Here is a 24435-nt window from a genome sequence, read left to right as displayed (position 1 = left end):
GTCGCGGCGGCCTGGCACGATGACCGCTGTGCCCCACCCCGCTGCTCCTCGCACGTCGCCGCGCGTTTCCGTACCGCGCCGCGTGGTCTCCGTCCTCGTGCTCGCCCTGCTGACGGTTCCGCTGCTGGCCGGGTGCCTCCGGGCACAGGTGTCCATGGGCGTGTCCTCGAACGACAGGGTGTCCGGCCGCATCGTCGCCGCGACGGTGCCGACGGCCGAGGGTGACACCGGACCAGGCATGGAGGTCCCCGACAGCCTGGGCAGCAAGATCCGGGTGCAGCCGTACGACTCGGACGGGTACGTCGGCAGCGAGGCGCTGTTCAGCGACCTCACGTTCGGTGACGTGCAGCAGCTCGCGGCACTGTCCGACCAGTCGGTCGGCCTCTACCAGCTGTCCTTGGTCCGCGCGGGTGACCTCGTCACTCTCGCCGGCCAGGTCGATCTGAGCTCCGTACCCGCCGAGGGCAGCGACGTGCAGTTCACCATCGCCTTCCCCGCCCGTGTCACCACCACCAACGGCGCCCGCGAGGGCGACAACGTGGTGTCCTGGAAGCTCCCCGCCGGCGAGCGCAGCACCCTGCGCGCCGAGGTGCGCTACTCGGATCCGAACACGCGCAGCTTCGCCGGGTGGGCCGGCATCGTCTTCGGTGTCACCGTGGGTATCGCGGCCATCGTCGGCGGCATGGCCTACGTCGCCCGCGACGCTTCCGGCGGACGCCGACGCGATGCGGAGTCGGCCGGCCGCCGGTGACCGCCCGGCGCCGAGCCCGGAACGCGGTCCGAGTCGGCTCTCTCGCCTCGATCGCCACCGCGGGCATCGCCCTGATCAACGCCGCGACCGCACCCCGCGTGCTGCCCTCGTCCGCGGCGACGGTGCGGGCCGGTGAGCGCATCACGGTCTGCATTCCTGCCCGTGACGAGGCAGACCGTCTCCCCGACCTGCTGCGGGATCTGCTGGCTCAGCGCTCCCGGTCCGCGATGACCGTGCTCGTGCTGGACGACGACTCGTCCGACGGGACCGCGGACGTCGCCCGGGCCGTCGTGGGGGACGATCCGCGTTTCCGGATCCTGGCGGGCCGCACCACCGAGCCGGCCGACGCGCCGGGAATGGGCAAGTCCCTCGCCTGCCTCGACCTCGGCCGCCGCGCGCTCGCGACCACCGATCCGACCCTCGTCGTCTTCCTCGACGCGGACGTGCGATTGCATCCCGATGCACTGGACGCCGCCGCGTCCGTTCTCCGCGAGCACGACGTGGCCATGCTCTGCCCGTGGCCCGCGGAGACGGCGGTGACGACGATCGAGCGGGTCGTCCAGCCTCTGCTGTCGTGGTCGTGGTCGGTGACCCTCCTCGTCCGGGCCGCCAATCGAGGCCGTCGGCCGTCGATGGGCGTGGCCAACGGGCAGTTCCTCGTGCTCGACGCACCGTCCTACCGCGTGGTCGGCGGACACGAGTGCACACGCTTCGCGGTGGCCGACGATCTGACGCTGGTGCGGCACGTCCGCTCCCGCGGTCTCCCGACGGCAGTGGCGTACGGCGGGCGCGTCGCGACGTGCCGCATGTACACCGACGCCGCGCAGGTGCGTGCCGGTCACGCGAAGTGGCTCTGGTCCCAGTTCGGCGGCGCTGCAGGCACTCTCGCCGTCTCGGCGATCGCCACAGCCGTATGGATTCTGCCACCGATCGCGATGGCCGCGCGCGGATCGACCCGCCGGTGGGGAGTCGCCGGGTACCTGGCGGGATGGGTGTCGCGCATCGCTGCGCGGCGCGCGGAGGGCAGCGACGACTCGCTGGCCCGCGACGTCGTCACCTCGGCGCTGCACCCACTGTCCATCGCGGCGGGCTCGGCGCTGCTGGCCTCATCGGACCGGGGACGCCGCCAGGGCACTCTCGTGTGGAAGTCGCGCGTTCTGGCCACCCGGCACTGATCCGGTACCGATCCCACCCGTGCCCTCCGGAACCGGGCGGGCGAGCCCGAGATTGCCGACGACCTCACTGGTGGCCTTCGCGAAGTTCAGCGTGATGAAGTGCAGGCCGGGGGCGCCCTCGGCGATCAGTCGCTCCCCCATCTCGGTGGCGATCTCGATGCCCACCGCGCGCACGGCGGCCCGGTTCTCGTCCGGGTCGGACCCGGCCGCGGCGGACAGGCGCTTCTCGACGGATGCGGGCAGCGCAGATCCCGACAGCTCCATCGCACGCTTGACGCTGCGCAGCGACGTGATGGGCATGATCTCGGGGATGATCGGCTTGGCGCCCTGCTCCGGATCGAACGCGGCGACACGGTCACGCAGGCGGAGATAGTCCTCGACGTCGAAGAACATCTGGGTGATCGAGTACTCGGCGCCCGCACGCAGTTTCGCGACCAGATGGCGGGTGTCGTGGTCGAGATCGGGCGCGCGGTGATGTCCCTCGGGGAACGACGCGACACCGACGTGGAAGTCGCCCAGCTCGCAGACCAACCGCACCAGTTCCTCCGCGTACTCGACGCCGTCCGGATGCTTCTCCCACGGACCCAGCGGATCGCCGGGAGGGTCGCCGCGCAACACGAGAATGTTGGAGATGCCGCGGTCCGCGTAGGCCCCGACCATCGCGCGCAGCTCGGTGCGGCTGTGCCCCACGGCCGTGAGGTGGGCCACGGGCAGCAGGTTGGTGACCTCCGCCAGCTCGCCGGTGACCCGCACCGTGCGATCACGCGTGGATCCGCCCGCCCCGTACGTCATGGACACGAAGGCGGGATGCATCTGCTCGAAGGTGCGCACGGCACGCCACAGGCGGTCCTCGGCGGCCTCGTCGCGAGGAGGCGAGAACTCGACGGAGAACGGAACACTCCCGTGCGCCGCGGAATTCAACCGGTCGATCACCGACGGAGTGCGGCTGACCCGCGCGCGGGAGGATTCGTCTGTCACGCCTCACAGCATAGATTCCCGCGCCGACCTGCTCGGGCCCCCAGGTCGTCCGCACCGGCGCCGTGTCCGAATACCCGGATAGAGTCGGGGGTGCCAGGACGCTGCGCCCGAGACCCGACCGCATCCCGACCGACTGCCCGCGGACACCGTCCGCCGCCCCGAACACCGGAGGAAACTCTGTCCGCCGCACCGCACAGCCCCGCCGCCCACCGACCGCTCGACGTGGAGTCCGCCGCGGACGACCGTGATCAGTGGCCGCTGGGGACGTTCGTCGATGCGGTCGAGACGTCCCTGCGCGATTTCGTCGCGACGCAACAGGCCACGGTCGACTCGGTCGGTCCCATCTACACCGACGCCGTGGCAGAGCTCACCTCCTTCGTCTTCCGCGGCGGCAAGCGGATCCGCCCCGCTTTCGCGTGGACGGGCTTCCTGGGTGCGGGCGGCGATCCGCACGCCGCCGAGGCCGACGCCGTCCTCGACGTGTGCTCCGCCCTCGAATTCGTTCAGGCGTGCGCGCTGGTGCACGACGACATCATCGACGCGTCCTCGACCCGTCGCGGATTCCCCACAGTCCACGTCACCTTCGCCGAACGGCACCGCGCGGCCGGGTGGCGCGGGAACTCGGACAAGTTCGGCGAGTCGGTCGCGATCCTGCTGGGCGACATCGCGCTCTGCTGGGCCGACGATCTCGTCCGCGCGGCGGCACTGGACTCCGCCACGTCGGCACGCCTCGCTCCGGTGTGGTCCGCGATGCGCACCGAGGTGCTCGGCGGGCAGCTGCTCGACATCGCCGTGGAGGCCAGTGGAGACGATTCCGTCGAGGCCGCGCTCCAGATCGACCGCTACAAGACGGCGGCCTACACGGTGGAACGCCCTCTCCTCATCGGCGGCACGCTCGCCGGCGCCGGCCCCGACCTGCTGGAGGTCTACAGCACGTTCGGTGCGGACATCGGCATCGCCTTCCAGCTGCGGGACGACCTGCTGGGAGTGTTCGGGGATCCGTCCGTGACCGGCAAGCCGTCCGGCGACGATCTGCGTGAGGGCAAGCGGACGGTGCTCCTCGCCGCAGCCCTGGACGCGGCGGACGAACGCGATCCCGCCACCGCGGCTGCTCTACGCGCGGGAATCGGCACGGACCTCTCCGAGGCTGCCGTCGACGACCTGCGTGCGCACATGATCGATCTCGGTGCCGTCGACGACGTCGAGCGCCGCATCACCACACTGACCGACAGCGCCCTGGCGGCGCTGAACGCGTCCGATGTCACCGAGGACGCCAAGAGGCGGCTCACGGCCATGGCCTACACCGCCACCAGGAGAACCTCATGACGCATGCCACCGTGTCCGGACCCACCGATCACGTGATCGTCGTGGGCGCCGGTCTGTCCGGCCTCGCCGCGGCGCTCCACCTCCGCGGCACCGATCGCGAGGTCACCGTGATCGAGAAGTCCGACACCGTCGGCGGCCGGGTGGGTTCCGTCGCGGCGCCGGGCTACCGCATCGACACGGGCGCGAGCGTTCTCACGATGCCCGACCTGATCGATCAGGCGCTCGCCGCGGTGGGTGCGACCCGCGAGTCCACCACGCCTCCCCTGCGTCTGACACCGTTGCATCCGGCGTACCACACCCGTTTCGCCGACGGCACCACCATCGACGTCCACTCCGATCCCGAGCGGATGATCGCGGAGGTCGGCGAGAAGTGCGGGCCGGACGAGGCTCGGCGCTACCGCACGCTCCGCGCGTGGATCGGATCGATGTTCGACGCGGAGTTCGACCGCTACATCGACGACAACTTCGACTCACCGCTCGACCTCGTGGGCGAGCGCAGGGCGCGAGCGAACACGCTGACCCTGCTGCGTCTCGGGGGGTTCGGAAAACTCGGAAAGCGGATCGACAAGCTCATCGACGACCCGCGACTGCGCCGCATCTTCACCTTCCAGGCTCTCTACGCCGGTGTCGCGCCCGCCAAAGCTCTCGGGGTCTACTCCGCGATCTCGCACATGGACACGTCGTTGGGTGTGTCGTTCCCGGACGGCGGAATGCAGTCGATCGCGAACGCGATGGCCGACGCGTTCGTGAGTGCGGGTGGCACGCTGCTGCTCTCCACCGGCGTGGCCGCCATCGAGAAGGGCGGGACCCGCGCTCGCGCGGTGGTGACCGAGAACGGCGAGCGGCACACGTGCGACTCCCTGATCCTCACGCCGGATCTCCTGGTGACGGATCGCCTTCTCGCCACCGCCGGCATCACGGTGCGCCGCAAGATCCGGGCGTCACCGTCCTGTGTCGTGGTGCACGGCCGCGTGCCGGTGGACGTCACCGCGCGGTGGTCGTCCCGCTCGCACCACGTCATCGACTTCGGGCACAACTGGAACGAGACGTTCGAGGAGCTCACCGCCTCGCGCGGGCGCGGCACACTCATGTCGGACCCGTCGTTGCTCATCACCCGGACCTCGCTGACCGATCCGGCTCTGCGCGTCACGCACGACGGCGTCGAGCAGGAGCCCATCTCGATCCTCGCGCCCTGCCCCAATCTCGACAGCGCGCCGTTGGACTGGTCCGCCATCACCGACCCCTACGTGCGGGAGATCCTGCTCGAGATGGATCGCCGCGGTTACACCGGCGTGTCCGAGCACCTCGAGATCGACCACATCGACACGCCGGCCACCTGGCTCGCGCAGGGGATGGTCGCGGGAACCCCGTTCTCGGCGTCGCACATCTTCCGCCAGACCGGCCCGTTCCGGCGCCGCAACCTGGTCAAGGGCATCGACAACGTCGTCCTCGCCGGGTGTGGGACCACCCCCGGAGTGGGTGTGCCGACGGTGTTGATCTCGGGTCGACTGGCCGCCGAACGCATCGATCCGTCCGTGCGTCGCTCGGCCCGTGTGGCCGTCTGACGGCGGGCCGGTTCGTCTTCCGGTCCGGAGCCTCTAAACTCACGTGAGTTCAGCCCGGCTTCCGCACGGTCGCCGGCATGTCGCGTCTTCCGGGGAGGAACATGACGACGTCCTCCCCACTCCGGGCCGCGGACGCCACCGACGAGTCGTCGTGGCGATCGACACGACGGTTCTTCGGGGGACGCGCCGGCCGCGCCACGTTGGTGGGTCTGGCCGGGTCCGCGCTCATCACTTTCGGCGGTTTCGGCTCGGGTGCCGTGCGCCGTCGTGACCCGCTGCTCGAGGCGATGCACCTGTCCTGGCTCCGCTTCGGGCACGGACTCGTGTTGTCGACCGTCATGGTGTGGATCGGCGTGCTGCTCATGATCGCCGCGTGGGTCCGTCTCGGACGCGCCACTCTCGGTCACCGGACCACGGTGCGGCAGCTGCGCTGGGTGGTGCCGCTCTGGATCGCGCCGCTCCTGCTCGCGGTCCCGATGTTCAGCCGCGACGCGTACTCCTACCTCGCACAGGGCGCCCTCCTCCGGGACGGGTTCGACCCGTACGCCGTCGGTCCCGTCGCCAATCCCGGTGTGCTGCTGGACAACGTGAGCAACGTCTGGACCACCACCACCGCGCCCTACGGCCCGCTGTTCCTCCTGCTGGGCGAGGGCATCACCTCGCTCACGGGCGACAACGTGATCGCCGGGACGATGCTCCTGCGCCTGACCATGCTGCCGGGGCTCGCCCTCACCATGTGGGCAGTTCCCCGCATCGCCCGACACTTCGGCGCGGATCCTGCCGTGGCCCTGTGGCTCGCCGTGCTCAATCCCCTGGTCCTGATCCACCTGATCGGCGGCGTCCACAACGAGATGCTCATGGTCGGTCTCATGACGGCCGGCATCGCCGCCGTCCTCGACCGGCACCACGTCGCCGGGATGGGGCTCGTCGCGGTCGCCGTGGCGATCAAGGCCACCGCGGGCATCGCGCTGCCCTTCCTGGTGTGGATCTGGATGCTCCACGAGCGCGACCGGCTCCGCACCGAGAACGAGGCGCGGGCCGAGCGTGGTGACCCGCCGCGACGCCAGCACGTCCTGCTGGTGTTCGCGAAGACCGCAGGTATCGGTTTCGCCGTGTTCGTCGCGGTGTTCGTCGTCGCGTCCCTGGTGGCCGGCGTCGGCATCGGCTGGCTGACGGCGCTCTCGGGCTCGGCCAAGATCATCAACTGGCTCTCGCTGCCGACCATCCTCGCCCACCTGGTCACGGTCTTCACCGGGTGGTTCACGGGCGCTCGGCTCGGCCCCGTGCTCGAGGTGACCAGGATGCTGTGCGCGGTGGCTCTGGCCGCGATCCTGGCCGCGGCGTGGTGGCGATCGCGCCACTCGGAGCGCGGCGCACTGCTGGGCATCCTCGTGTCGCTGGTGGCCATCGTGATCCTGTCCCCGGCCGCTCTCCCCTGGTACTACTCGTGGCCTCTCGCCGTCGCCGCGGGTCTCACCATGTCGGCGACCACTCTGACCGTGCTGGTCGGCCTGTCCGCCTGGCTCATGTTGGTGTTCCAGCCGGACGGGTCCATCGGTCTATACACGTTCCCGCACGTCGTGCTGGCGACGTTCGCCGCAGTGGTCGCCGCGCTGTCGCTCCGGACGGTCGATCCCCTCCGCCTGCGGGCCGTCACACACCCGGAGCACGAGAACACGTTCGTCCCGGCCCCGCGCGTCCGCGCCGAGACCGCCCGCCCGGACCAGCCCCGTCCGGACCAGCCCAGCCAGGAGTTGACCGAGTGACCGATCTTCCCGAGGCCTACGCGCTGTGCCGGGACGTGGCAGCCGAACACGGTAAGACGTACTTCCTCGCCACCCGCCTGCTGCCGACCGACCGTCGGCCCGCGGTGCACGCGCTGTACGCGTTCGCACGCATGGTCGATGACATCATCGACGTCGACATGATCGCCGAGCGCGGCGACGACACGGCGGTCGCACTCGACCTGGCGCTGCTCACCCGCATCGAGGAGCGACTGAACGAGGGTCTCGCCTCGACCATCGCCCCGCCGACGTCGGTCCCGCCCGGACCCGACCGGCGCAACGAGCTGATCCTGGCGGCCCTGTTCGACACCGCACGTCGCTACGACATCCCGTCCGAGTACTTCACTGCCTTCATGACATCGATGCTGATGGACGTACCGCACTCGGCGATCTACAAGGATCGCTACGCCACCATGGACGAGTTGTCGACGTACATGTACGGCTCCGCCGCCGTGATCGGGCTGCAGATGCTCCCCGTCCTCGGCACCGTGTGTCCGGTCGAGGAAGCCCGCCCGACGGCGTCCGCTCTCGGCGAGGCCTTCCAGGTCACGAACTTCGTTCGCGACGCGGGCGAGGATCTCGCGCGCGACCGCATCTATCTGCCCGGCGACGTGCTCACCGCCTACGGCGTCGACGAGGACCTGCTGTGGTGGTGCCGCCGTACGGACTCCGTCGATCCGAGGGTCCGCCGCGCTCTAGCCGACATCATCGCCACCACCCGCGCGCTCTACCGCACCGCCGAGCCCGGCATCGCCCTGCTGGAACCGCGGGCGCGCGAGGGCATCCGGGTCGCGTTCGCGCTGTACCAGGACATCCTCGAGGCCGTGGAGAACGACGGGTACCGGTCGTTGTCCGTCCGCTCTCGCGTGGGCACTCCTCGGCGCGCTCGTGTCGCCGCGACCGCGGCCGGTCGAGGTCTTCTCGTCAGAGCCGGAGAACGGCTCCCGCGGCCCGGGTCACGCGCCGCCTGATCCGATCGAGCGCTAGAAGGCCATGGCCTGGGCGCGGCGGATGATCTCGCGGGCGTGGTCGCCGCGCAGCACGTCGGCCGGCATGCCTGGCAGACTGTCGTCCGGGGTGAAGAGCCACCGCAGAATCGACGGGTGGTTGTAGCCGCCGTCGAGCAGAACCGCGATCGCACCGGCGAGGTACTTGATCGGCTCGCCGTCCTCGCCGACGAACTTCGCGGGGATCGAGACCACTCGATCGCGGCGCACCGCGATCAGCTTGTGCTCACGCACCATCTGGTAGAGCTTCGTCACGGGGACGCCCATGATCTCGGCGGCGTCGGGAATCGCGATCACGGCCTCGTCGGCAGGCAGGACGTCGTCGCAGTAGGGAATGGCACTCACGCGGTCAAAGGTAGTCACGGCCCGCCGCCAGGACAATTCGCCGACGCCCGCCTCCCGCGCCGTGTTCCCGCACACGTGACTGCTACCTCACGCGTCACACTGGCTACCATCGAATGATCGGCATCGATCGATGCGAGAACACGACAGGAGAGTGGACGCAGGTGACAACGTCAGGTCCGTCGCTGCTCGGCGCGCTGCTGGACCGTCGTTACCGCGTCGACGCGCCGATCGCCCGCGGCGGTATGTCCACGGTCTACCGGGGGTCTCGACCTGCGTCTGGACCGGCCCGTGGCCATCAAGATCATGGATCCCCAGTTCGCCGCCGACCCCGAGTTCGTGCGTCGCTTCGAGTTCGAGGCGCGCGCGGTCGCCCGGCTCAGCCACCCGGGTCTGGTCGCCGTCCACGATCACGGTCGCGACGGTCAGCACGCCTTCCTGGTCATGGAACTGGTCGAGGGCGGCACGCTGCGCGAGTTGCTCCGCGAACGCGGTCCCATGCCCCCGCACGCCGTCGCCGCCGTTCTCCAACCCGTACTCGACGGACTCGCGGTCGCGCACCGCGGTGGCCTCGTGCACCGCGACGTCAAACCGGAGAACGTGCTGATCTCCGACGCGGGCGAGGTCAAGATCGCCGACTTCGGTCTGGTGCGCGCCGTGGCCGCGTCGACGACGACGTCCAACAGCGTCATCCTCGGCACTGCCGCCTACCTCTCCCCCGAACAGGTGACCACCGGATCGGCCGACGCGCGCAGCGACGTGTACTCGGCGGGCATCCTGCTCTTCGAACTGCTGACCGGACGCACGCCGTTCCAGGGAGACACCTCCCTCTCGATCGCGTACCAGCGCATCGAGAACGACGTTCCGCCGCCGAGCTCGGTGATCGCAGGGGTGCCGCCCCACTTCGACGCACTGGTGCGCGACGCGACGGCGCGGCGGCCCGAGGAGCGGTTCCGCGACGCCGGCACGATGGGCGACGCGGTGCGCTCGGTCACCAGGACCCTCGCTCTGCCCCACTATCGGGTGCCGTCCCCGTCGCGGTCGGCCGAGCATCTGAGCGCCGAGACGCTGAACGCTCCGCGCCCCTACGCTCCGCAGGCTCCGCGTACTCCGGAGACGGAGATCGTGTCGGTCCCCGCGGACGACTTCTCCGCCGCCTCCGACCGCGGGCAGCCGTCCACCGGCGGCGTTCAGCACACGCGGATGGTGACCACCGCGACTCCCCGCGGCGCCGACGAACCGCGGTCCACCGCCGCCGAGCCGGTGGACCGAAAAGCCTTCGCGTTCCCGGACTTCGACGCGGACAAGCGCAGGTCGCGTCGAGTCGCACTCACGTGGCTCGCGATCGTCGTGATCGTGGCGGTCCTGCTCGGCACCGTCGGCTGGTGGGCCGGGTCCGGCCGCTTCACCGCGGTGCCGGCCATCGACGGGCTCGACCGATCCACCGCCGTCTCCGCCATCGAGGCGGCCGATCTCTCGGCGACCGTCGAGGGCCGCTACACCGACAGCGATCCCGTGGACCGATTACTCGGAACCGATCCTCCCGCAGGGTCACGGATCGCCCGGGGCGAGACCGTGACCCTTCTCGTTTCTCAGGGCAGGCCCACCGTTCCGGCCCTCGGGAACGCGGACTCGACCACGGTGGAGGCGGCACTGCGGGAGCGGACGTTCGTCCCCGTGGACGGCGGTGACGCCTTCAGCAGCGCCGCACCCGTCGGTGCGGTCGCCGCACTCGACCCCGCGCCCGGGACGGTCCTGCCGGTGGGCAGCGAGGTCCGGGTGGTGACCAGCAAGGGCGCTCCCCCCGTCGACGTTCCCGACGTCCGGGGCGAGACGGAGCAGCAGGCGCGCGCAGAACTCGATCGGGTCGGCATCACCGTGGCGACGGTGGACTCCGTCTTCGACGAGGACGTCGACGGTGGCCGTGTCATCGGGACCGACCCGGCGAGCGGCACGTCCGTGACCGCGGGATCGACCGTCACGCTGCGGGTGTCGACGGCCGTGGAGGTGCCCTCGATGCTCGGACGTACCGTCGGCTCGGCGCGGTCGGAACTCGAACGCCTGGGGCTCACCGTGGTGGTGCGCCAGGTCGCGCAGACGGATCGCTCGCTCGTCATCGCCCAGTCGCCCGGTCAGGGCGACCGAGTGCAGAAGGGCAGCACGGTCACTCTGACCGCGCTGCCCTGAGTTCTGCTCCGGCGATCAGCCGCGCAGCATCTCCGCGACGAGGAAGGCCAGCTCGAGGGACTGCTGCGTGTTCAGTCGCGGGTCGCAGGCCGTCTCGTACCGTCCGGACAGATCGAGGTCCGAGATGTCCTGGGCGCCGCCGAGGCACTCGGTGACGTTCTCACCGGTGAGCTCGACGTGGATGCCACCCGGGTGCGTCCCGAGCTCGTTGTGCACCTCGAAGAAGCCCTGGACCTCGTCGACGATGCGGTCGAAGTGGCGCGTCTTGTAGCCGGTGGACGCCTCGTGCGTGTTGCCGTGCATGGGGTCGCACTGCCAGATGACCTGGTGACCGGTGGCCTGCACCTTCTCGATGATGGGCGGCAGCAGGTCCCGAACCTTGCCGTTGCCCATGCGCGAGATCAGCGTCAACCGGCCGGGCTTGTTGGTCGGGTCGAGCCGCTCGACGTACTCGACGGCCATCTCGGGCGTCGTGCTGGGACCGATCTTCAGTCCGATGGGGTTGGAGACCAGCTCGGCGAACGCGATGTGCGCGCCGTCCAGCTGCCGCGTGCGGTCGCCGATCCACAGGAAGTGTGCCGACAGGTCGTAGAGCTTGGCGTGCTCGTCGTCGTTGTCCAGACGCAGCATCGCGCGCTCGTAATCGAGCACGAGCGCCTCGTGAGAGGCGTAGATGGTGGCCTGGTGCAGGTTCGGATCCGTGACGCCGCACGCGTCCATGAACTTGAGACCGTTGTCGATCTCGGAGGCGAGCTGCTCGTACCGGGCACCGGCCGGCGAGTTCTGCACGAACTCGCGGTTCCAGTCGTGCACCTTGTGCAGGTCGGCCATGCCGGCGCCGGTGAGCGCGCGCACCAGGTTCATCGCGGCGCTGGCGTTGGCGTAGGCGCGGACCAGGCGCGACGGGTCGTGCTGGCGGACGGCGTCATCGGCCACGAGGGAGTTGACCATGTCGCCGCGGTAGGACTTCAGGCCCAGGGCGTCCACGTCGGAGGAGCGGGGCTTGGCGTACTGGCCGGCGATGCGCGCGACCTTCACCACGGGCATCGACGCGCCGTAGGTGAGCACGACGGCCATCTGCAGCAGCGTGCGGATGTTGCCCTTGATGTGGGGCTCGGTGTTGTCGACGAAGGTCTCGGCGCAGTCGCCGCCCTGCAGCAGGAACGCCTCGCCGCGGGCGACGGACGCGAGCTTCTCCGACAGCGCCTCGACCTCGCTGGCGACCGTGATGGGCGGCACGCTCTCGAGGACCTTGCGCATGGCCTCCGCCTGATCGGCGGGCCAGCTGGGCTGCTGCGCCGCCGGCTTGGCCAGCGCCACGTCGAGTTGCTCGCGCATCGACTCGGGCAGCGGGGGAAGCTCGGGCAAGCGTTCGATCGGAACGTCGACAGTCCAGTTCACGCGTACAGAGTAGTCGCCCGCTCCGACGGCCGGGACCAGCGGTGTGTCACTCCCGACCGGACCACGCTCTCGCGGCCTCGACGGCCCGGAACTTCGCGAGATTGTGCCGGGCGTCGGCGAGCGCGTCGTGCGAGTCGTCCGGCACCGGCGGCAGCGCGGGCGACCCGTGCTCCTCCCAGTACTGCTTCAACTCCCGCGTGTACCGCGGCATGATCCGCGGGAGCGCCGTCATCGAACCCCACAGCTGGCACAGCGCGACGTGGTCGTACGCCGCCACCCAGGCCCACATCTCGACGGTCGGTCCGACGGTGCCGTGCGGCGCCGACACGAACTCGAGAATGTCGTCGCGGATGCGGCTGCGCGAGCGCCAGAGCGGCGACGAGAACGGCGGGAGCTTCGGCAGGACGTTGCGGCGGACCCAGGTGCCCGCGCGCTCGGGATCGAACTCCGTGGACACGGCGTAATATTCACGCCCGTCCTCCGCCACGATCCCGATGGACACCAGATCGATCGTGCGGCCGTCCTCGATGAACTCGCAGTCGTAGAAGTAACGCACGTCTGCGAGCCTAGGTCACCGAAAGGATCCACCCCGACCATGACGTGGACTCTGCCGTCCGCCCCTCCCTACACCGGGCCGGGGGCGTCGCTGCCCCGACCGGTCGCCGTGATCGCGAAGGTCGCGGTGTGCGTCGGGCTCGTGGCGGGCATCGCGTTCAACGTGGTCGGTCTGCCCCCGCTGCGGGAGTGGGGTGCGATCTACCGGCTCGACCTCGACGTGTACCGCATCGGTGGCCGCGCTCTGCTCGACGGCGTGAATCTCTACGGAGTCCTGCCGCGCACCTCGGTGAACATCCCGCTGCCGTTCACCTATCCCCCGATGGCCGCGGTGTCCTTCGCGCCGATGGCGGTCCTCCCGCTGCCGGCGGCCTCGTTGATCATGACGGCGATGACGATGATCCTGCTCGCCGTCACGGTGGCGGTGTGCCTGCGCTCTCTGGTGCACCTGTCGGCCGGGACGACGGCGTGGGTCACGGGCGGCATCACCGCGATCGCGTTCGCGCTCGAACCGGTGTGGTCCACCCTCGACTACGGGCAGATCAACGTCGTGTTGATGTGCCTCGTCGTCCTCGACGTCCTGCTGAAGCGCACCCCGTGGCCGCGCGGTCTGCTCATCGGCTTCGTCACGGCCATCAAGCTCACGCCGGCGGTGTTCGTCCTCTACTTCCTGCTGCGCAAGCAGTACCGGGCGGCCGTGGTCACCGGCCTGTCGTTCCTCGGGTTCACGGCACTCGGATTCGTCGCGACGTTCCGCGACTCGGTGCAGTACTGGACCGAGGTGCTGCTCGACTCGGACCGCATCGGCGGGCCGGGGTACATCTCGAACCAGTCCCTCACCGGGATGCTCGCGCGGCTGGGTCTCGCGGACGGCCCGCGGACGATCGTCTGGATCGTGTGCAGCGCCGTCGTGGGGCTGGTGGCCCTCGTCGCGATGCGACGCGCTCTGGCGGCACACGAGTACCTGCTGGCCCTGTGCGTCAATGCCGCTCTGGGCCTGCTGGTCTCACCGGTGTCGTGGTCGCATCACTGGGTGTGGACGGTGCCGATGCTGATGGTCCTGGTGCACGTCGGCGTGACGCGGCGCGCCCCCGCACTGGTGGCCCTCGCCGTGATCGGCGCAGTGCTGCTGCACTATCCGTCGCACTGGCGCCTCGCGCCCGGACGCTGGAACGGCCTGGGCTGGCCCCTGTGGGACCAGATCCAGGCCTCGTCCTACGTGTGGTGGGGACTGGTGTTCGTGATCGCGGTGGCGGCGGTGCCGCTGCGCGATCGACGCAGTCCCGAGCGCCCCGGGGTGACCGCCGAGGCGGTCTGACTCAGCCCGCGCGGGTGTCGGGGATGCGCGCGGCCTCGGTCGACGGAGCCGGATCCACCACGGGGGTGGGCGTCTTCTTCATGCTCGCCGCGTACACGTCGACGTACTGCTGACCACTGAGCTTCATGAGCTCGTACATCACCTCGTCGGTGACGGCGCGCTCGACGAACCGGTTGCCGGCCATGCCCTCGTACCGCGAGAAGTCCAGCGGCTTACCGAACTTCACGCCGAGCTTGGTGGGGCGCGGAATCCGCGAGCCGATGGGATTCATCTTCGCGGTGCCGATCATCGCGACCGGAATCACCGGGACGCCGCTCTCGAGAGCCAGACGCGCCATACCCGTCTTGCCCTTGTAGAGCCGATCGTCCGGCGAGCGCGTGCCCTCCGGGTAGATACCCAGCACCTTGTTCTTCGCCAGCACGCGCAGTCCCGCGTCGAGCGCGTCCTGCGCGGCGGAGGCACCGGTGCGATCGATCGGGACCTGTCCCGCCGACGAGAAGAACCACTTCTGGAAGCGGCCCTTGAGGCCCTTGCCGGTGAAGTACTCGCTCTTCGCGAGGAACGTGATGCGACGCGGCACGACCAGGCACGCGTAGAACGAATCGAACACCGCCTGGTGGTTGCTGGCGAGAATCACCGGCCCGTCGTCGGGGATGTTCTCCAGGCCCTCCACGCGAGGACGGCCCATCACCTGCAACACCGGCCCGAGAAGGACGTACTTGAATATCCAGTACCACATGCCCGACATGCCTTTCTCGAAGTACCCGCGACCCGCACCGCGATGCCCGCGGCCCGCTCGGACATCTCGTGGGCGTAACTGTACCGGGGCTTTATGACACCAGCCACAGTTCGAGCGTCAGCTCGGACACATCTCACACCGCCGTCATCACCCGGCCATCGGCCGGACACGAATCCCTCCGCCGAGGCGGTCAGGCGCGTGCCGCGCCCACCTCGACGCGCGCCAGCTCGGCCGCGCCGATCATGCCCGCGGCCTCCCCCAACTGGGTTCCGCGTATCCGGGCGAGGGGCCGGTGGCCGGCGCCCGTGATCTGCGCGGCGTAGTGCTCACGGGCGGTGTCCAGGAACAGCGCGGACGACGTGGCGACGCCGCCGGCGATGACCATGCGGTCGGGGTCGTAGACGTCCGACACCAGCGCCAGACCGATGCCGAGCCACCGTGCGAACTCGGACATCGTCTCGATGGCCACCAGGTCACCGTCCTGCGCGGCGTTGGCGATGCGTCGACCGGTGAGGGATCCGGGATCGAGGAAGGCCTCACGCGCGAGCACCGTCGATCCCCGCGGGTTGGCGGCGAGGAGCTCGATCGCCGTGTCCACCAACGCGGTCCCGCTGCAGTAGCGCTCCCAGCAGCCGCGCTTGCCGCACGCGCACTGACGCCCGTCGGGAACCACCTGCAGGTGGCCGAGTTCCGGCGCGATGCCGTAGCTGCCGCGGTAGAGCTTGCCGTCGATGAGGAGTGCGGCGCCGATGCCGGTGCCGATCGCGATCATGACGACGTTCCCACCGCCCGCGGCCGCACCGAAGCGGTGTTCCGCCCACGCGGCGGCGTTGGCGTCGTGCTCGAGGATGACCGGGATGCCGAGGCGTTCCGTCATCTCCCGCGCGACCGGGCGGTTCACCCACGGCAGGTGGGGGGCGAAGCGCACGACGGTGCGGTCGGAGTTGATGAACCCGGCGACGGCGAGACCGACGGCCGCGATGTCGTGGCGGCTCGCGAGTTCGCGCACGGCCCGGTCGATGCCGTTCTCGAGTGCGCGGGAGGACTGCGGCGTGGGCGCCTGGGTGGAGTCGAGCACCTGACCGTCGACGTCGACCACCGACGCGCGGATGCTGGTGCCGCCCACGTCGATGCCGATGGTCAGAGGCCGGCTGGACCGGGACTGGGCGCTCACGTCTGCGGCATCCTCACGTGGTGGCGGGCGACCGGTGTCACCGGTCGCGATCGGGTCTGCGTGCCGGGTCGGGTTCACGCGTCCTGGTCACCGTAATCGGCTGATAGCTCGCGGGGCGAACGACGGGTGGCGCAGCGCCCTCCGGCGCGTCGGCTCGTTCCGCGTCGCCGGGCGTGTGTCGCCCCGAACCGTGGGTCTGCAGGAAGTCCCGGAGCACGTCGATCAGACCGTCCATCTCACCGGTGACCAGCGTCAGCAGATCGTGGCGTTCCCCGCGCAGGGCAGCGGCGAGAGCGCAGAACGGGCACCAGGAGCAGCCCTGCCACTCGGGCGCGTCCTCGGTGTCGAGGCGGCGCAGCACCGGCTCGACCCGGTCGATGAGCAACTCGGCCAGCACCCGGAGCTCGGCCGCCAGGTCCCGCCGGCCCTCATCCATCGCCGGACTCCCCCGGTACGTCCGCCTTCTGCAGGTTCTCCGGCCACAACGCCGGGTCGGGGGCGAAGGTCACGGACAGCACGCCGTCGTCGACGCCGGCACCGGTGACCACGCACCGACGCAGCACAGACGCCAACCGCAGTCGTCGTCGACTGCCCTGCGCACTCACGATCACGTCGTCCTCCACCCGACCCACCGCCACCGAGTCCGTGTCGACGAACGGCAGCGGGACGTCCATCACGTACACCGAGTCCAGGCCCTGCCCGGACTCGTGCCGCACCCGCGGCGACAGCGCGGGCAGCGCGCCGCCGTGTCCGGCCGCCACCTGCCCGTTCAGGTCGGCCGCGACGGCCCCCAGAGCAGTCGACCCTACCGGCTCGGTGGGCTGGGCCGACACGACGTCGACGCGGAGGTCGCCCACCGCGCCGCGGAACTCCGCCAGCGCCGCGCGATGCTCCGCGTGCGCCCGGTCCATCCAGAACACGCCGGGATGCGTGCCCAGCACGGACGACGGCGCCCCGGCCCCGAGGTCCGGGATCACCCCCACGGCCACCACACGATCGACGCGGACGCCGTGGAAACTGGTGACTGCCAACAGCTCTCGCGCCGTTGCGAAGGACCGCGCGGTCGGACGCGAGACGACGACCGCAGAGGTCCGTCCGTCGTCCTCGAGCACGGCGGTGACCGACGTCGCCGCCGCCACGACACGATCGACGAGCTCCACCAGGACGGCCGCGCGGACGTCCTGGCCCGTCGAGGCCACGACGCGGGCATGACGTGGCCAGATGCGTTCGACGTACCCCGCGACAGCTCCGGGGGTCGCGACGATCTCCCGCCAGGACATCGGTCCGGGGCAGTCGACGATCACGTCGTCCCACTCGCCGCTGTCGGCGACGCGCACCACCTCGAGCAGCGCGGTGAGCGGCTCGGCGCCCGGCAGCGACGTCAGCTCCTCGGGATCCGGCAGCGTCGGACCGGCGCCGTGGTCGTGGCGTCCGGCCATCGCCAGAGCCGTGGTCAGCAGGCGGTACTGCGATTCGAGAACGGCCGAGGGGTCGATGCGCAGCACCTCGACGGCGACGTCGGGCACCAGGTCCGACGGATCCGCGCCGTCGACGGACGCGAGAAGCACACGCCGACCGGCGCGGTGTGCGTCGACGGCCAGGGCCGCGGCGACGGTGGACTTGCCCGCACCGCCGGCTCCGACGACGAACGTGATCCGCGCGGCGGTCTCGGGAACGCGATCGCTCAGCCTTCGACTCGCTTCTTCAATTCCTTCAACGCGGTGTCGGTGATGACCTTCTCCGCCTTGCGCTTGAACAAGCCGATCATGGGAATGGCGAGATCGACCGTCAGTTCGTAGGTCACCTCGGTGCTTCCGGCACCTTTCTCGGTGAGCACATAGGACCCGACCTGGGACTTCTGCATCTCCCCCGCGACGAGCGTCCACGACACCGCGGTGCCGTCCGGCCGCCAGTCGTACTCGAGCTCGTAGGTGTCCTTGACCATGCCCGCGTCGAGCACGAACCGGACCCGGCGAGCCCGGCCCGACTCCCCCTCCTCGAGGATCTCGACCGACTTGGCCGCGGTGACCCATTCCGGATACCTGGGGAAATCGGCGATGACCGCCATCACCTCGTCCGGCGCCGCTCCGACGACGATCGATTTCGTGGTCTTGTCTGCCATGGAACTCGTTCCCTCCGCGCCGCGTGCCGTCACCTGATCGGCGTCCGTGTACCCACATGATCGACCGTCCGGTGGCACCGCCCGAACGGCGGGGTCGGTTCCTGTCGCCGCGAGTACCCGCGAGTCAGGACCGAAGCCCCGGGACCGGCGGTTCTCCCGCCGCCCGCCCGGCCTCGAGGAGCGCCTTGATCTCGAACGACATCTGCTTGCCCAGTACTCGTCGGCGGTGGGTGGACGGTTCCTGCACTCCGTCGGTCGGCTCCGCGTGCAGGAAGTAGTGGAGTACGACGCCGTCGAGCATCGGCTCGAGCCACACCTCCATGGTTCCCTGGAGCTGTCCCCCGACGACCCAGCGGACACCCTTCTCGGCCCGGTCCTCCTGGACCGTGACGGTGAGACCCGGGAACCAGGCCCGCCATCGACGGGTGTCCGACACGAGCGCCGCGACGTCCTCGGCCCGCGCTGCGACGAACGTCTGGTCGGCGACCTGCACACTGCTCATGCGGACCAGAATCCCACGTGCCCTCGTCGACGGCGTCGACGACCTCGGTCGACGAGCACGTGCCGGTGACATCCGGGGAATGGACAGGATTACTGTGAAGCCTCGTCCGAAACCGCTACGACATCGGAGGAATCCGTGCGCGAGTTCACCGTCCCGGCACCATTCACCATCGAGGACGACGCGTCGGTGGTCGACGCCGTGTTCGCGCACGAGAAGACCCGGCCCGACGTCGTGGTGTACCGCCGCGCCACCCGCGACGGGTGGTCGGACGTCCGCGCAGCGGACTTCGCGGCCCAGGTTCGCGCAGTGGCCAAGGGGCTCATCGCATCCGGCGTGAAGCAGGGCGACCGGGTCGCCCTCATGTCGTCGACCCGCTACGAGTGGCCCCTGCTCGACTACGCGATCTGGTCCGCCGGCGCCGTCACGGTTCCGGTGTACGAGACGTCCTCGTCGGACCAGGTGCGGTGGATCCTCGAGAACTCGGGCGCCGCCGCGATGATCGCCGAGACGGTGGCCCACACGAACATCCTCACCGACATCCTTCCCGTGCTGCCGGGTGTCGCGACGGTCCTGCAGATCGACGCCTCCGCCGAGCGGCCCGGCGCCATCGACGTCCTCACCGACGCCGGTGCCCAGATCACCGACGCGACGGTGGCCGACCGCGTCGCGGCGCTGCGCTCCTCGGACCCGGCGACGCTCGTCTTCACCTCCGGCACCACGGGACGGCCGAAGGGCTGCGTGCTCACGCACTCCAACCTGATCGCCGAGTCCCGCGGTATCGCCGCCAGTTCCATCGGCCGCATGCTCACCGAGGGACGCACCACCCTGATGTTCCTGCCGATGGCCCACGTGCTGGCACGTGCGGTGTCCATCGCCGCCTTCGACCAGGGCGCGACACTCGGGCACACCCACGACATCCCGCACCTCGTCGACAACTTCGGCTCGTTCCGACCGCACTTCATCCTCAGCGTCCCGCGCGTGTTCGAGAAGGTGTACAACACCGCGCGTCAGAAGGCTCACGGCGACGGCAAGGGCAAGATCTTCGACGCGGCCGCCGACACCGCCGTCGCCTACAGCGCGGCGCGGGACACCGGTGGCCCGTCGATCGTGCTGCGCGCCAAGCACGCTCTGTTCGACCGTCTGGTCTACGGCAAGCTTCGCGCAGCGCTCGGTGGGCAGTGCGAACTCGCCATCTCGGGCGGCGCCCCGCTGGGTGAGCGCCTCGCGCACTTCTACCGCGGCATCGGTGTGACCATCTACGAGGGTTACGGCCTGACCGAGACCACCGCCGCGGCGGCGGTCAACACGCCGGACGAACAGCGCATCGGCACCGTCGGAAAGCCGTTGCCGGGCAACGCCGTCCGCATCGCCGACGACGGCGAGATCCTGCTCAAGGGCGGCGTGGTCTTCGAGGGCTACTGGAAGAACGACGACGCCACCGCCGAGGCGCTGACCGACGGGTGGTTCCACACCGGCGATCTCGGCGCCGTGGACGAGGACGGCTTCATCGCCATCACCGGGCGCAAGAAGGAGATCATCGTGACGGCGGGTGGCAAGAACGTCTCACCCGCCGGCCTCGAGGACTCGCTGCGGGCCAGTGCGCTCATCGGTCAGGCCATGGTCGTCGGTGACCAGAAGCCGTTCATCGGCGCGCTCATCACCATCGACCCCGACGCGTTCCCCGGCTGGAAGCAGCGCAACGGCAAGGACGAGGGCGCCACCGTCGCCGACCTGACGAAGGATCCCGACCTCGTCGCGGAGATCGATGCTGCCGTGGCCGAAGCCAACAAGACGGTCTCGCACGCGGAGTCCATCAAGAAGTACCGGATCCTGCCGGCGGACTTCACCGAGGAGGGCGGCGAGCTGACCCCGACGATGAAGCTCAAGCGCGCCGTGGTCCAGAAGTCCTACGCGAGCGACATCGAGGCCATCTACAGCAAGTGAGCCAGTCGGGCGGCGAGGTCGTCCCACCGCCACTCGGTGGAGACGAACTCGCGTCCCGCGGCCCCCATCGCCGCGGCGCGGTCACGATCGGACAGCACGTCCACGACGGCGCGCCGGACGTCGTCGACCGAGGTGCCGTCGACGGTTGTGCCGGTGACGCTCTCGACGACGGTCTCCGGCGCTCCACCCGACCGGCCCGCGACCACCGGCACGCCGGACGCGGACGCCTCGAGGAACACGATGCCCAGGCCCTCGACGTCCAGACCGGCACCGCGGGTGCGACACGGCATGGCGAACACGTCGGCGAGGGTGTGGTGTGCCGCCCAGTTCCTCGGCCGGCACCGACCCCGTGAACACGACGTGATCCGCCACCCCGCACGACTGCGCCAGAGCCCGCAGGGTGTCGCCGTACGGACCGCCGCCGACGACGACCAACACGGCCCCGTCGATCTCCGCGCGAATCCCCGGTAGCGCCCGGATCAGCATGTCCTGTCCCTTGCGCGGCACCAACCGCGACAGGCACAGGACGGTCGGCCGATCACCCAGGCCGTAGCGCGCGCGCAGTGTCTCCCGTGCCGACGTGTCGGGCGCGAACACGGTCGAGTCGACCCCCGGCGGCACGTGTTCGAGGGCCGCGTCCGCCCCGAAGGCCGCGGCGAATCGGCCGCGCGTGTAACGGCTGACGAAGGTGACGACGTCCGCCGTCGAGCCGATACGACCGAGCACCTGCCGCGCCGCCGGCAGCATCGACCAGCCCACCTCGTGACCGTGGGTGGAGGCCACGACGCGCTCGGCTCCGGCACGGCGCAGGTGCGGTCCGAGCACGGCGAGCGGAGCAGCGGCCCCGAACCACACCGTGTCGCACTGTCGGTCGGCCACCAGCCTGGCCGCCCGACGGGCAACGTCCGGTGTCGGAAGCATCAACGTCGTCGGGTGCCGCACCACCTCGAAGGGCTGCTCCGCGTCGAACCGCACGTGGGAGTCGCCACGCCACCGCGGTGCGTAGACCACCAGTTCGTCCGCGGGCAACAGCTGGGCGAAGGTGTGCAGATACGACTGGATGCCGCCGCGCCGCGGAGGAAAGTCATTGGTCACCAGCAGCGTTCGACGCATGGGACCACCGTAGACGGAGACCGCCGTCAGCTCTGCCCGGCGGCCTGTTCCGCCACCCACTGCCCCCACTGCGCGAGGAAGTCGACGGTGCCGACGCCCAGCGTGGCCGAGAAGACCGAGTCGGTCACGGTGGGATCGGTCGGTCCGGCCGCGAAACGGTCGTACAGCTGCCGGAGCACCGGCTCCCCGAACCGGTCGGCGACGAACGAGGCCACCGACCAGGCGGACTCGTACGCGATCGATCCGCGACTGCCACCTGCGGCGAAGTCCGAGTCCTCCGGGAGGACCCTGGGCGGTCCCGCCGCGCGGACCACGGCCGCGAGGGTGGGCGCGATCTCGTCGAAGGACAGTCCCGAGCCTCGATAGCCCGAGTAGTCGGCGAAACCCTCGAGCATCCACAGGGGCGCGTCCTCCCCGGTGACCGCGCGCATGGCCACGTGGGTGAGCTCGTGGCGCAGCACGGTGCGGCGGGTCGAGTCGGTGAGCCGGTCCGGCGCAGTCGGGCCGAAGACGATGCGCTGGCCGGTGACCAGGCCCCCGCGGACCGGATCCGCGATCGTCGAGGCCGCGACATCGGTGGACGTGAATCCGTCTGCCGTGCTGATGAACTCGGCATCGGAACCGGTGACCGTCAGGACCGCGCGGCGAGACCATCCGAGCCCGGCGAACTCGGTCACGGCCGCCACCGCGGAGGGCAGCTCCGCCGCGAGGTCGTCGATGAAGGCGCGCTGCGCCTCGTGACCCACGACGAGCGACGTGGTCGACCCGGTGGCGACTCGCTCCGTGACCACCGGCCCGAAGTCCCACGGGCCACGCCACGTGGTGCGCCCGTACTGCGGCAGGTCGGCATCGGAGACCAGACGCCACGTGTCGCCCCGACGAGCGACGACGAGTGCGATGTCGCGACTCGTGGAACCGATGTCGGCGTCGGCCCAGGCGTAGCGCAGTGCGACGTTCGGCGCCCACACCTCGGTGGCCGCGAGTGCATCCGCCCGATCGACCGGCACCGGAGTCTCCGGACCCGGAGTGATCTCGTAGCCGAAGTCGGACAGCGGCAGACCGCGCAGCGCCTGCGCGCGGGCGATCTCGCGATCAGCGAATCCCGGGTCAGCGTCGGAGTCGATCAACTCGCGCAGCGCGGCCTCGTCGTCGGAGCGGAGTGCGGCCGTCCATGAGTCGAGCAGTGCCGTGACACCGACGGTGCGGGCGTCCGGGCCCGCAGTCGTCGTGGGCGTCTGCTCGTCGGGTGCCGACGGCGAACACGCCACCAGAAGGGAGAGAACCAGGCCCAGCGCCGCCAGGGCGCGGACCGTCAGTAGCGGCGAGCGCCGTAGAAGGGCCACGATGCCATCGACTCGACACGAACGGGAACACCGAAGGTCGATGCATGGACCACGTTGCCGTTACCGGCGTAGAGACCCACGTGCGATGCGTCGGGATAGAACAGGACCACGTCGCCGGGCTGGAGGTTCGCCTTGTCGACGGGGGTGCCGCCGGCGGCCTGCGCCTGACTCGACCGCGGGAGAGTCTTACCGATCTGCTTGTATGCCCACACCACGAGGCCCGAGCAGTCGTACCCGTCCGGGCCGGTCGCACCCCACACGTACGGCTTGCCGATCTGCGTGAACGCGGCCGACAGTGCTCCGGCCTGCGATCCCGGCGGGAGGGCGCCGAGGATGGCGGAGGGATCGAAGCCCGGCGGGAACGCGGCGCCGGCCAGCCCCTGCTTCTCCGTGTCGGACAGCGAACCGAACGCGGCGACGACATCGGCTATCTCGCTCTGCAGACGGCTCTGCTTGCCCTGCAGGTCGTCGCTGACAGCCTTCGCCTGCTCCGTGGCCACCCGGGCCGCGTCGGCGGACTGCTGTGACGCCGCCTCGGCTGCCGCTGCGGCGTCGCTGGCCTCCCGGAAGGTGCCGACGGTGGCGGCCGCGTCGGTGGAGATGATGTCGAGAGCGGACATCTGGTCGAGCAACTGCTGCGGGGAATCACTGACCATGACCGCGAAGAGCCGGTTCGTCCGAGCGCCCTGGTAGTTGGCACGGGCGATCTTGTCGACGGCGGGCCGCACCGTGTCGATCTGCGCCGTGGCCGCGTCGAGGGCGGCACGGTCGGCGTCGTGTCGAGCGTCCGCCTCCTGCTGGGCGGCGAGCTTCGCGTCGAGCTCGATCTGGGCGTTGTGCATCGCCTCGGTGGTCTGCTCGGACTCGCGCGAGAGATCGGTGAGCTTCGTGACCGCCTCGGAGGCGGACGCGCCGGGAACCGGGTCGGCGCCGGCGGGACCGGCGGGGAGGACGGCGATCGCCGCTGTCATCGCACTCGCGATCACCAGTCCACGCAGTCTCGTACGAGAAGTGGGACGAACGCGGGGGTGGACCGATGACGGCACGATGAACGGTTCTCCGATCTGGACGAGTCCGGGTCGCTCGGCGGCGCGGATGATGGCCGAGGA

20 protein-coding genes and 2 pseudogenes are annotated in these 24435 nt (G+C 70.3%); 9 read left to right on the top strand and 13 right to left on the bottom strand.

All coding sequences use genetic code 11. The features are described from left to right. The first annotated feature begins 19 nt into the window (after positions 1 to 19). Positions 20 to 751, top strand: coding sequence for a hypothetical protein (locus QE397_RS06555; RefSeq protein WP_056445605.1), 732 nt, complete (start codon positions 20 to 22; stop codon positions 749 to 751). Beyond that, positions 748 to 1926 (top strand): glycosyltransferase family 2 protein, encoded by a 1179-nt coding sequence (locus QE397_RS06550; protein ID WP_307092429.1) that lies wholly within the window; start codon positions 748 to 750, stop codon positions 1924 to 1926. Before QE397_RS06555 ends, QE397_RS06550 begins: the two co-directional genes overlap by 4 nt. Here QE397_RS06550 and QE397_RS06545 read toward each other — a convergent pair. After that, positions 1858 to 2904, bottom strand: a complete 1047-nt coding sequence (locus tag QE397_RS06545) for a methylenetetrahydrofolate reductase (RefSeq protein ID WP_081821267.1) — start codon at positions 2902 to 2904, stop codon at positions 1858 to 1860. The genes QE397_RS06550 and QE397_RS06545 overlap by 69 nt on opposite strands. A 222-nt stretch (positions 2905 to 3126) precedes the next feature. Between QE397_RS06545 and QE397_RS06540 the strand changes: the two genes are divergently transcribed. From QE397_RS06540 to QE397_RS06525, 4 genes are all read left to right on the top strand, one after another. Further along, a complete protein-coding gene (locus QE397_RS06540) occupies positions 3127 to 4230 on the top strand; it encodes a polyprenyl synthetase family protein (protein ID WP_197027790.1) in 1104 nt (367 codons plus the stop codon). Then, entirely contained in the window at positions 4227 to 5795 is a 1569-nt protein-coding gene (gene crtI, locus QE397_RS06535; RefSeq protein WP_027505835.1) for a phytoene desaturase family protein, read from the top strand. The genes QE397_RS06540 and crtI overlap by 4 nt, the downstream gene beginning before the upstream one ends. 101 nt (positions 5796 to 5896) lie before the next feature. Further along, positions 5897 to 7561: an alpha-(1->6)-mannopyranosyltransferase A gene (locus QE397_RS06530; RefSeq protein WP_051613368.1), complete on the top strand. Its 1665-nt coding sequence runs from the start codon at positions 5897 to 5899 to the stop codon at positions 7559 to 7561. Beyond that, positions 7558 to 8550, top strand: a complete 993-nt coding sequence (locus QE397_RS06525; RefSeq protein WP_285185473.1) for a phytoene/squalene synthase family protein — start codon at positions 7558 to 7560, stop codon at positions 8548 to 8550. Before QE397_RS06530 ends, QE397_RS06525 begins: the two co-directional genes overlap by 4 nt. A gap of 12 nt (positions 8551 to 8562) precedes the next feature. Here QE397_RS06525 and QE397_RS06520 read toward each other — a convergent pair whose 3' ends face one another. Then, entirely contained in the window at positions 8563 to 8931 is a 369-nt protein-coding gene (locus QE397_RS06520) for an Rv2175c family DNA-binding protein (protein ID WP_027505833.1), read from the bottom strand. Positions 8932 to 9092: 161 nt separating this feature from the next. On the opposite strand from QE397_RS06520, the pseudogene pknB reads away from it, so the two are divergent. Continuing rightward, positions 9093 to 11115 (top strand): annotated as a pseudogene (pknB, locus tag QE397_RS06515) (Stk1 family PASTA domain-containing Ser/Thr kinase). Between the two features lie 15 nt (positions 11116 to 11130). Here the strand turns inward: pknB and QE397_RS06510 are convergent. Together QE397_RS06510 and QE397_RS06505 are read right to left on the bottom strand one after the other, a co-directional pair. Continuing rightward, positions 11131 to 12516: a class II 3-deoxy-7-phosphoheptulonate synthase gene (locus QE397_RS06510; protein WP_027505831.1), complete on the bottom strand. Its 1386-nt coding sequence runs from the start codon at positions 12514 to 12516 to the stop codon at positions 11131 to 11133. Positions 12517 to 12562: 46 nt separating this feature from the next. Beyond that, positions 12563 to 13072, bottom strand: coding sequence for a polyadenylate-specific 3'-exoribonuclease AS (locus tag QE397_RS06505; RefSeq protein ID WP_027505830.1), 510 nt, complete (start codon positions 13070 to 13072; stop codon positions 12563 to 12565). A gap of 39 nt (positions 13073 to 13111) precedes the next feature. Between QE397_RS06505 and QE397_RS06500 the strand changes: the two genes are divergently transcribed. After that, positions 13112 to 14389, top strand: coding sequence for a glycosyltransferase 87 family protein (locus QE397_RS06500; RefSeq protein WP_081821264.1), 1278 nt, complete (start codon positions 13112 to 13114; stop codon positions 14387 to 14389). Between the two features lies 1 nt (position 14390). Here QE397_RS06500 and QE397_RS06495 read toward each other — a convergent pair whose 3' ends face one another. The 6 genes from QE397_RS06495 to QE397_RS06470 all read right to left on the bottom strand — a co-directional run bounded on the left by QE397_RS06495 (position 14391) and on the right by QE397_RS06470 (position 18926). After that, positions 14391 to 15128 (bottom strand): 1-acyl-sn-glycerol-3-phosphate acyltransferase, encoded by a 738-nt coding sequence (locus tag QE397_RS06495; RefSeq protein ID WP_204870508.1) that lies wholly within the window; start codon positions 15126 to 15128, stop codon positions 14391 to 14393. 190 nt (positions 15129 to 15318) lie between these two features. After that, a complete protein-coding gene (locus tag QE397_RS06490) occupies positions 15319 to 16302 on the bottom strand; it encodes an ROK family protein (protein ID WP_027505827.1) in 984 nt (327 codons plus the stop codon). Between the two features lie 37 nt (positions 16303 to 16339). Next, positions 16340 to 16738 carry a hypothetical protein gene (locus tag QE397_RS06485; protein ID WP_307092422.1) on the bottom strand — a complete coding sequence of 133 codons (399 nt, stop codon included), beginning with the start codon at positions 16736 to 16738 and terminating at the stop codon, positions 16340 to 16342. Next, the gene (locus QE397_RS06480; protein WP_268788588.1) at positions 16731 to 17957 is read right to left on the bottom strand and encodes an ArsA family ATPase; all 1227 of its coding nucleotides are present in this window, start codon (positions 17955 to 17957) and stop codon (positions 16731 to 16733) included. The genes QE397_RS06485 and QE397_RS06480 overlap by 8 nt, the downstream gene beginning before the upstream one ends. 29 nt (positions 17958 to 17986) lie before the next feature. Beyond that, positions 17987 to 18424, bottom strand: a complete 438-nt coding sequence (locus tag QE397_RS06475; protein WP_027505826.1) for an SRPBCC family protein — start codon at positions 18422 to 18424, stop codon at positions 17987 to 17989. Between the two features lie 124 nt (positions 18425 to 18548). Next, complete coding sequence (locus QE397_RS06470; protein ID WP_027505825.1) at positions 18549 to 18926, bottom strand: hypothetical protein; 378 nt, start codon at positions 18924 to 18926, stop codon at positions 18549 to 18551. Positions 18927 to 19061: 135 nt separating this feature from the next. Here QE397_RS06470 and QE397_RS06465 point away from each other — a divergent pair, with 135 nt between their 5' ends. Beyond that, complete coding sequence (locus QE397_RS06465; protein WP_027505824.1) at positions 19062 to 20870, top strand: long-chain fatty acid--CoA ligase; 1809 nt, start codon at positions 19062 to 19064, stop codon at positions 20868 to 20870. On the opposite strand, the pseudogene QE397_RS06460 reads toward QE397_RS06465, so the two are convergent. From QE397_RS06460 to QE397_RS06450, 3 genes and pseudogenes are all read right to left on the bottom strand, one after another. Further along, positions 20858 to 21983: pseudogene (locus QE397_RS06460) on the bottom strand (glycosyltransferase family 4 protein). The gene QE397_RS06465 and the pseudogene QE397_RS06460 overlap by 13 nt on opposite strands. Positions 21984 to 22009: 26 nt before the next feature. Further along, entirely contained in the window at positions 22010 to 23326 is a 1317-nt protein-coding gene (locus tag QE397_RS06455) for a hypothetical protein (RefSeq protein ID WP_307092417.1), read from the bottom strand. After that, positions 23296 to 24297, bottom strand: a complete 1002-nt coding sequence (locus QE397_RS06450) for a C40 family peptidase (RefSeq protein ID WP_081821287.1) — start codon at positions 24295 to 24297, stop codon at positions 23296 to 23298. The genes QE397_RS06455 and QE397_RS06450 overlap by 31 nt, the downstream gene beginning before the upstream one ends. Between the last annotated feature and the right edge of the window lie 138 nt (positions 24298 to 24435).

This window comes from Rhodococcus sp. SORGH_AS_0301, assembly GCF_030818285.1.
Classification (GTDB): Bacteria; Actinomycetota; Actinomycetes; order Mycobacteriales; family Mycobacteriaceae; genus Rhodococcoides.
This window is presented reverse-complemented; position numbering and strand designations above follow the sequence as displayed.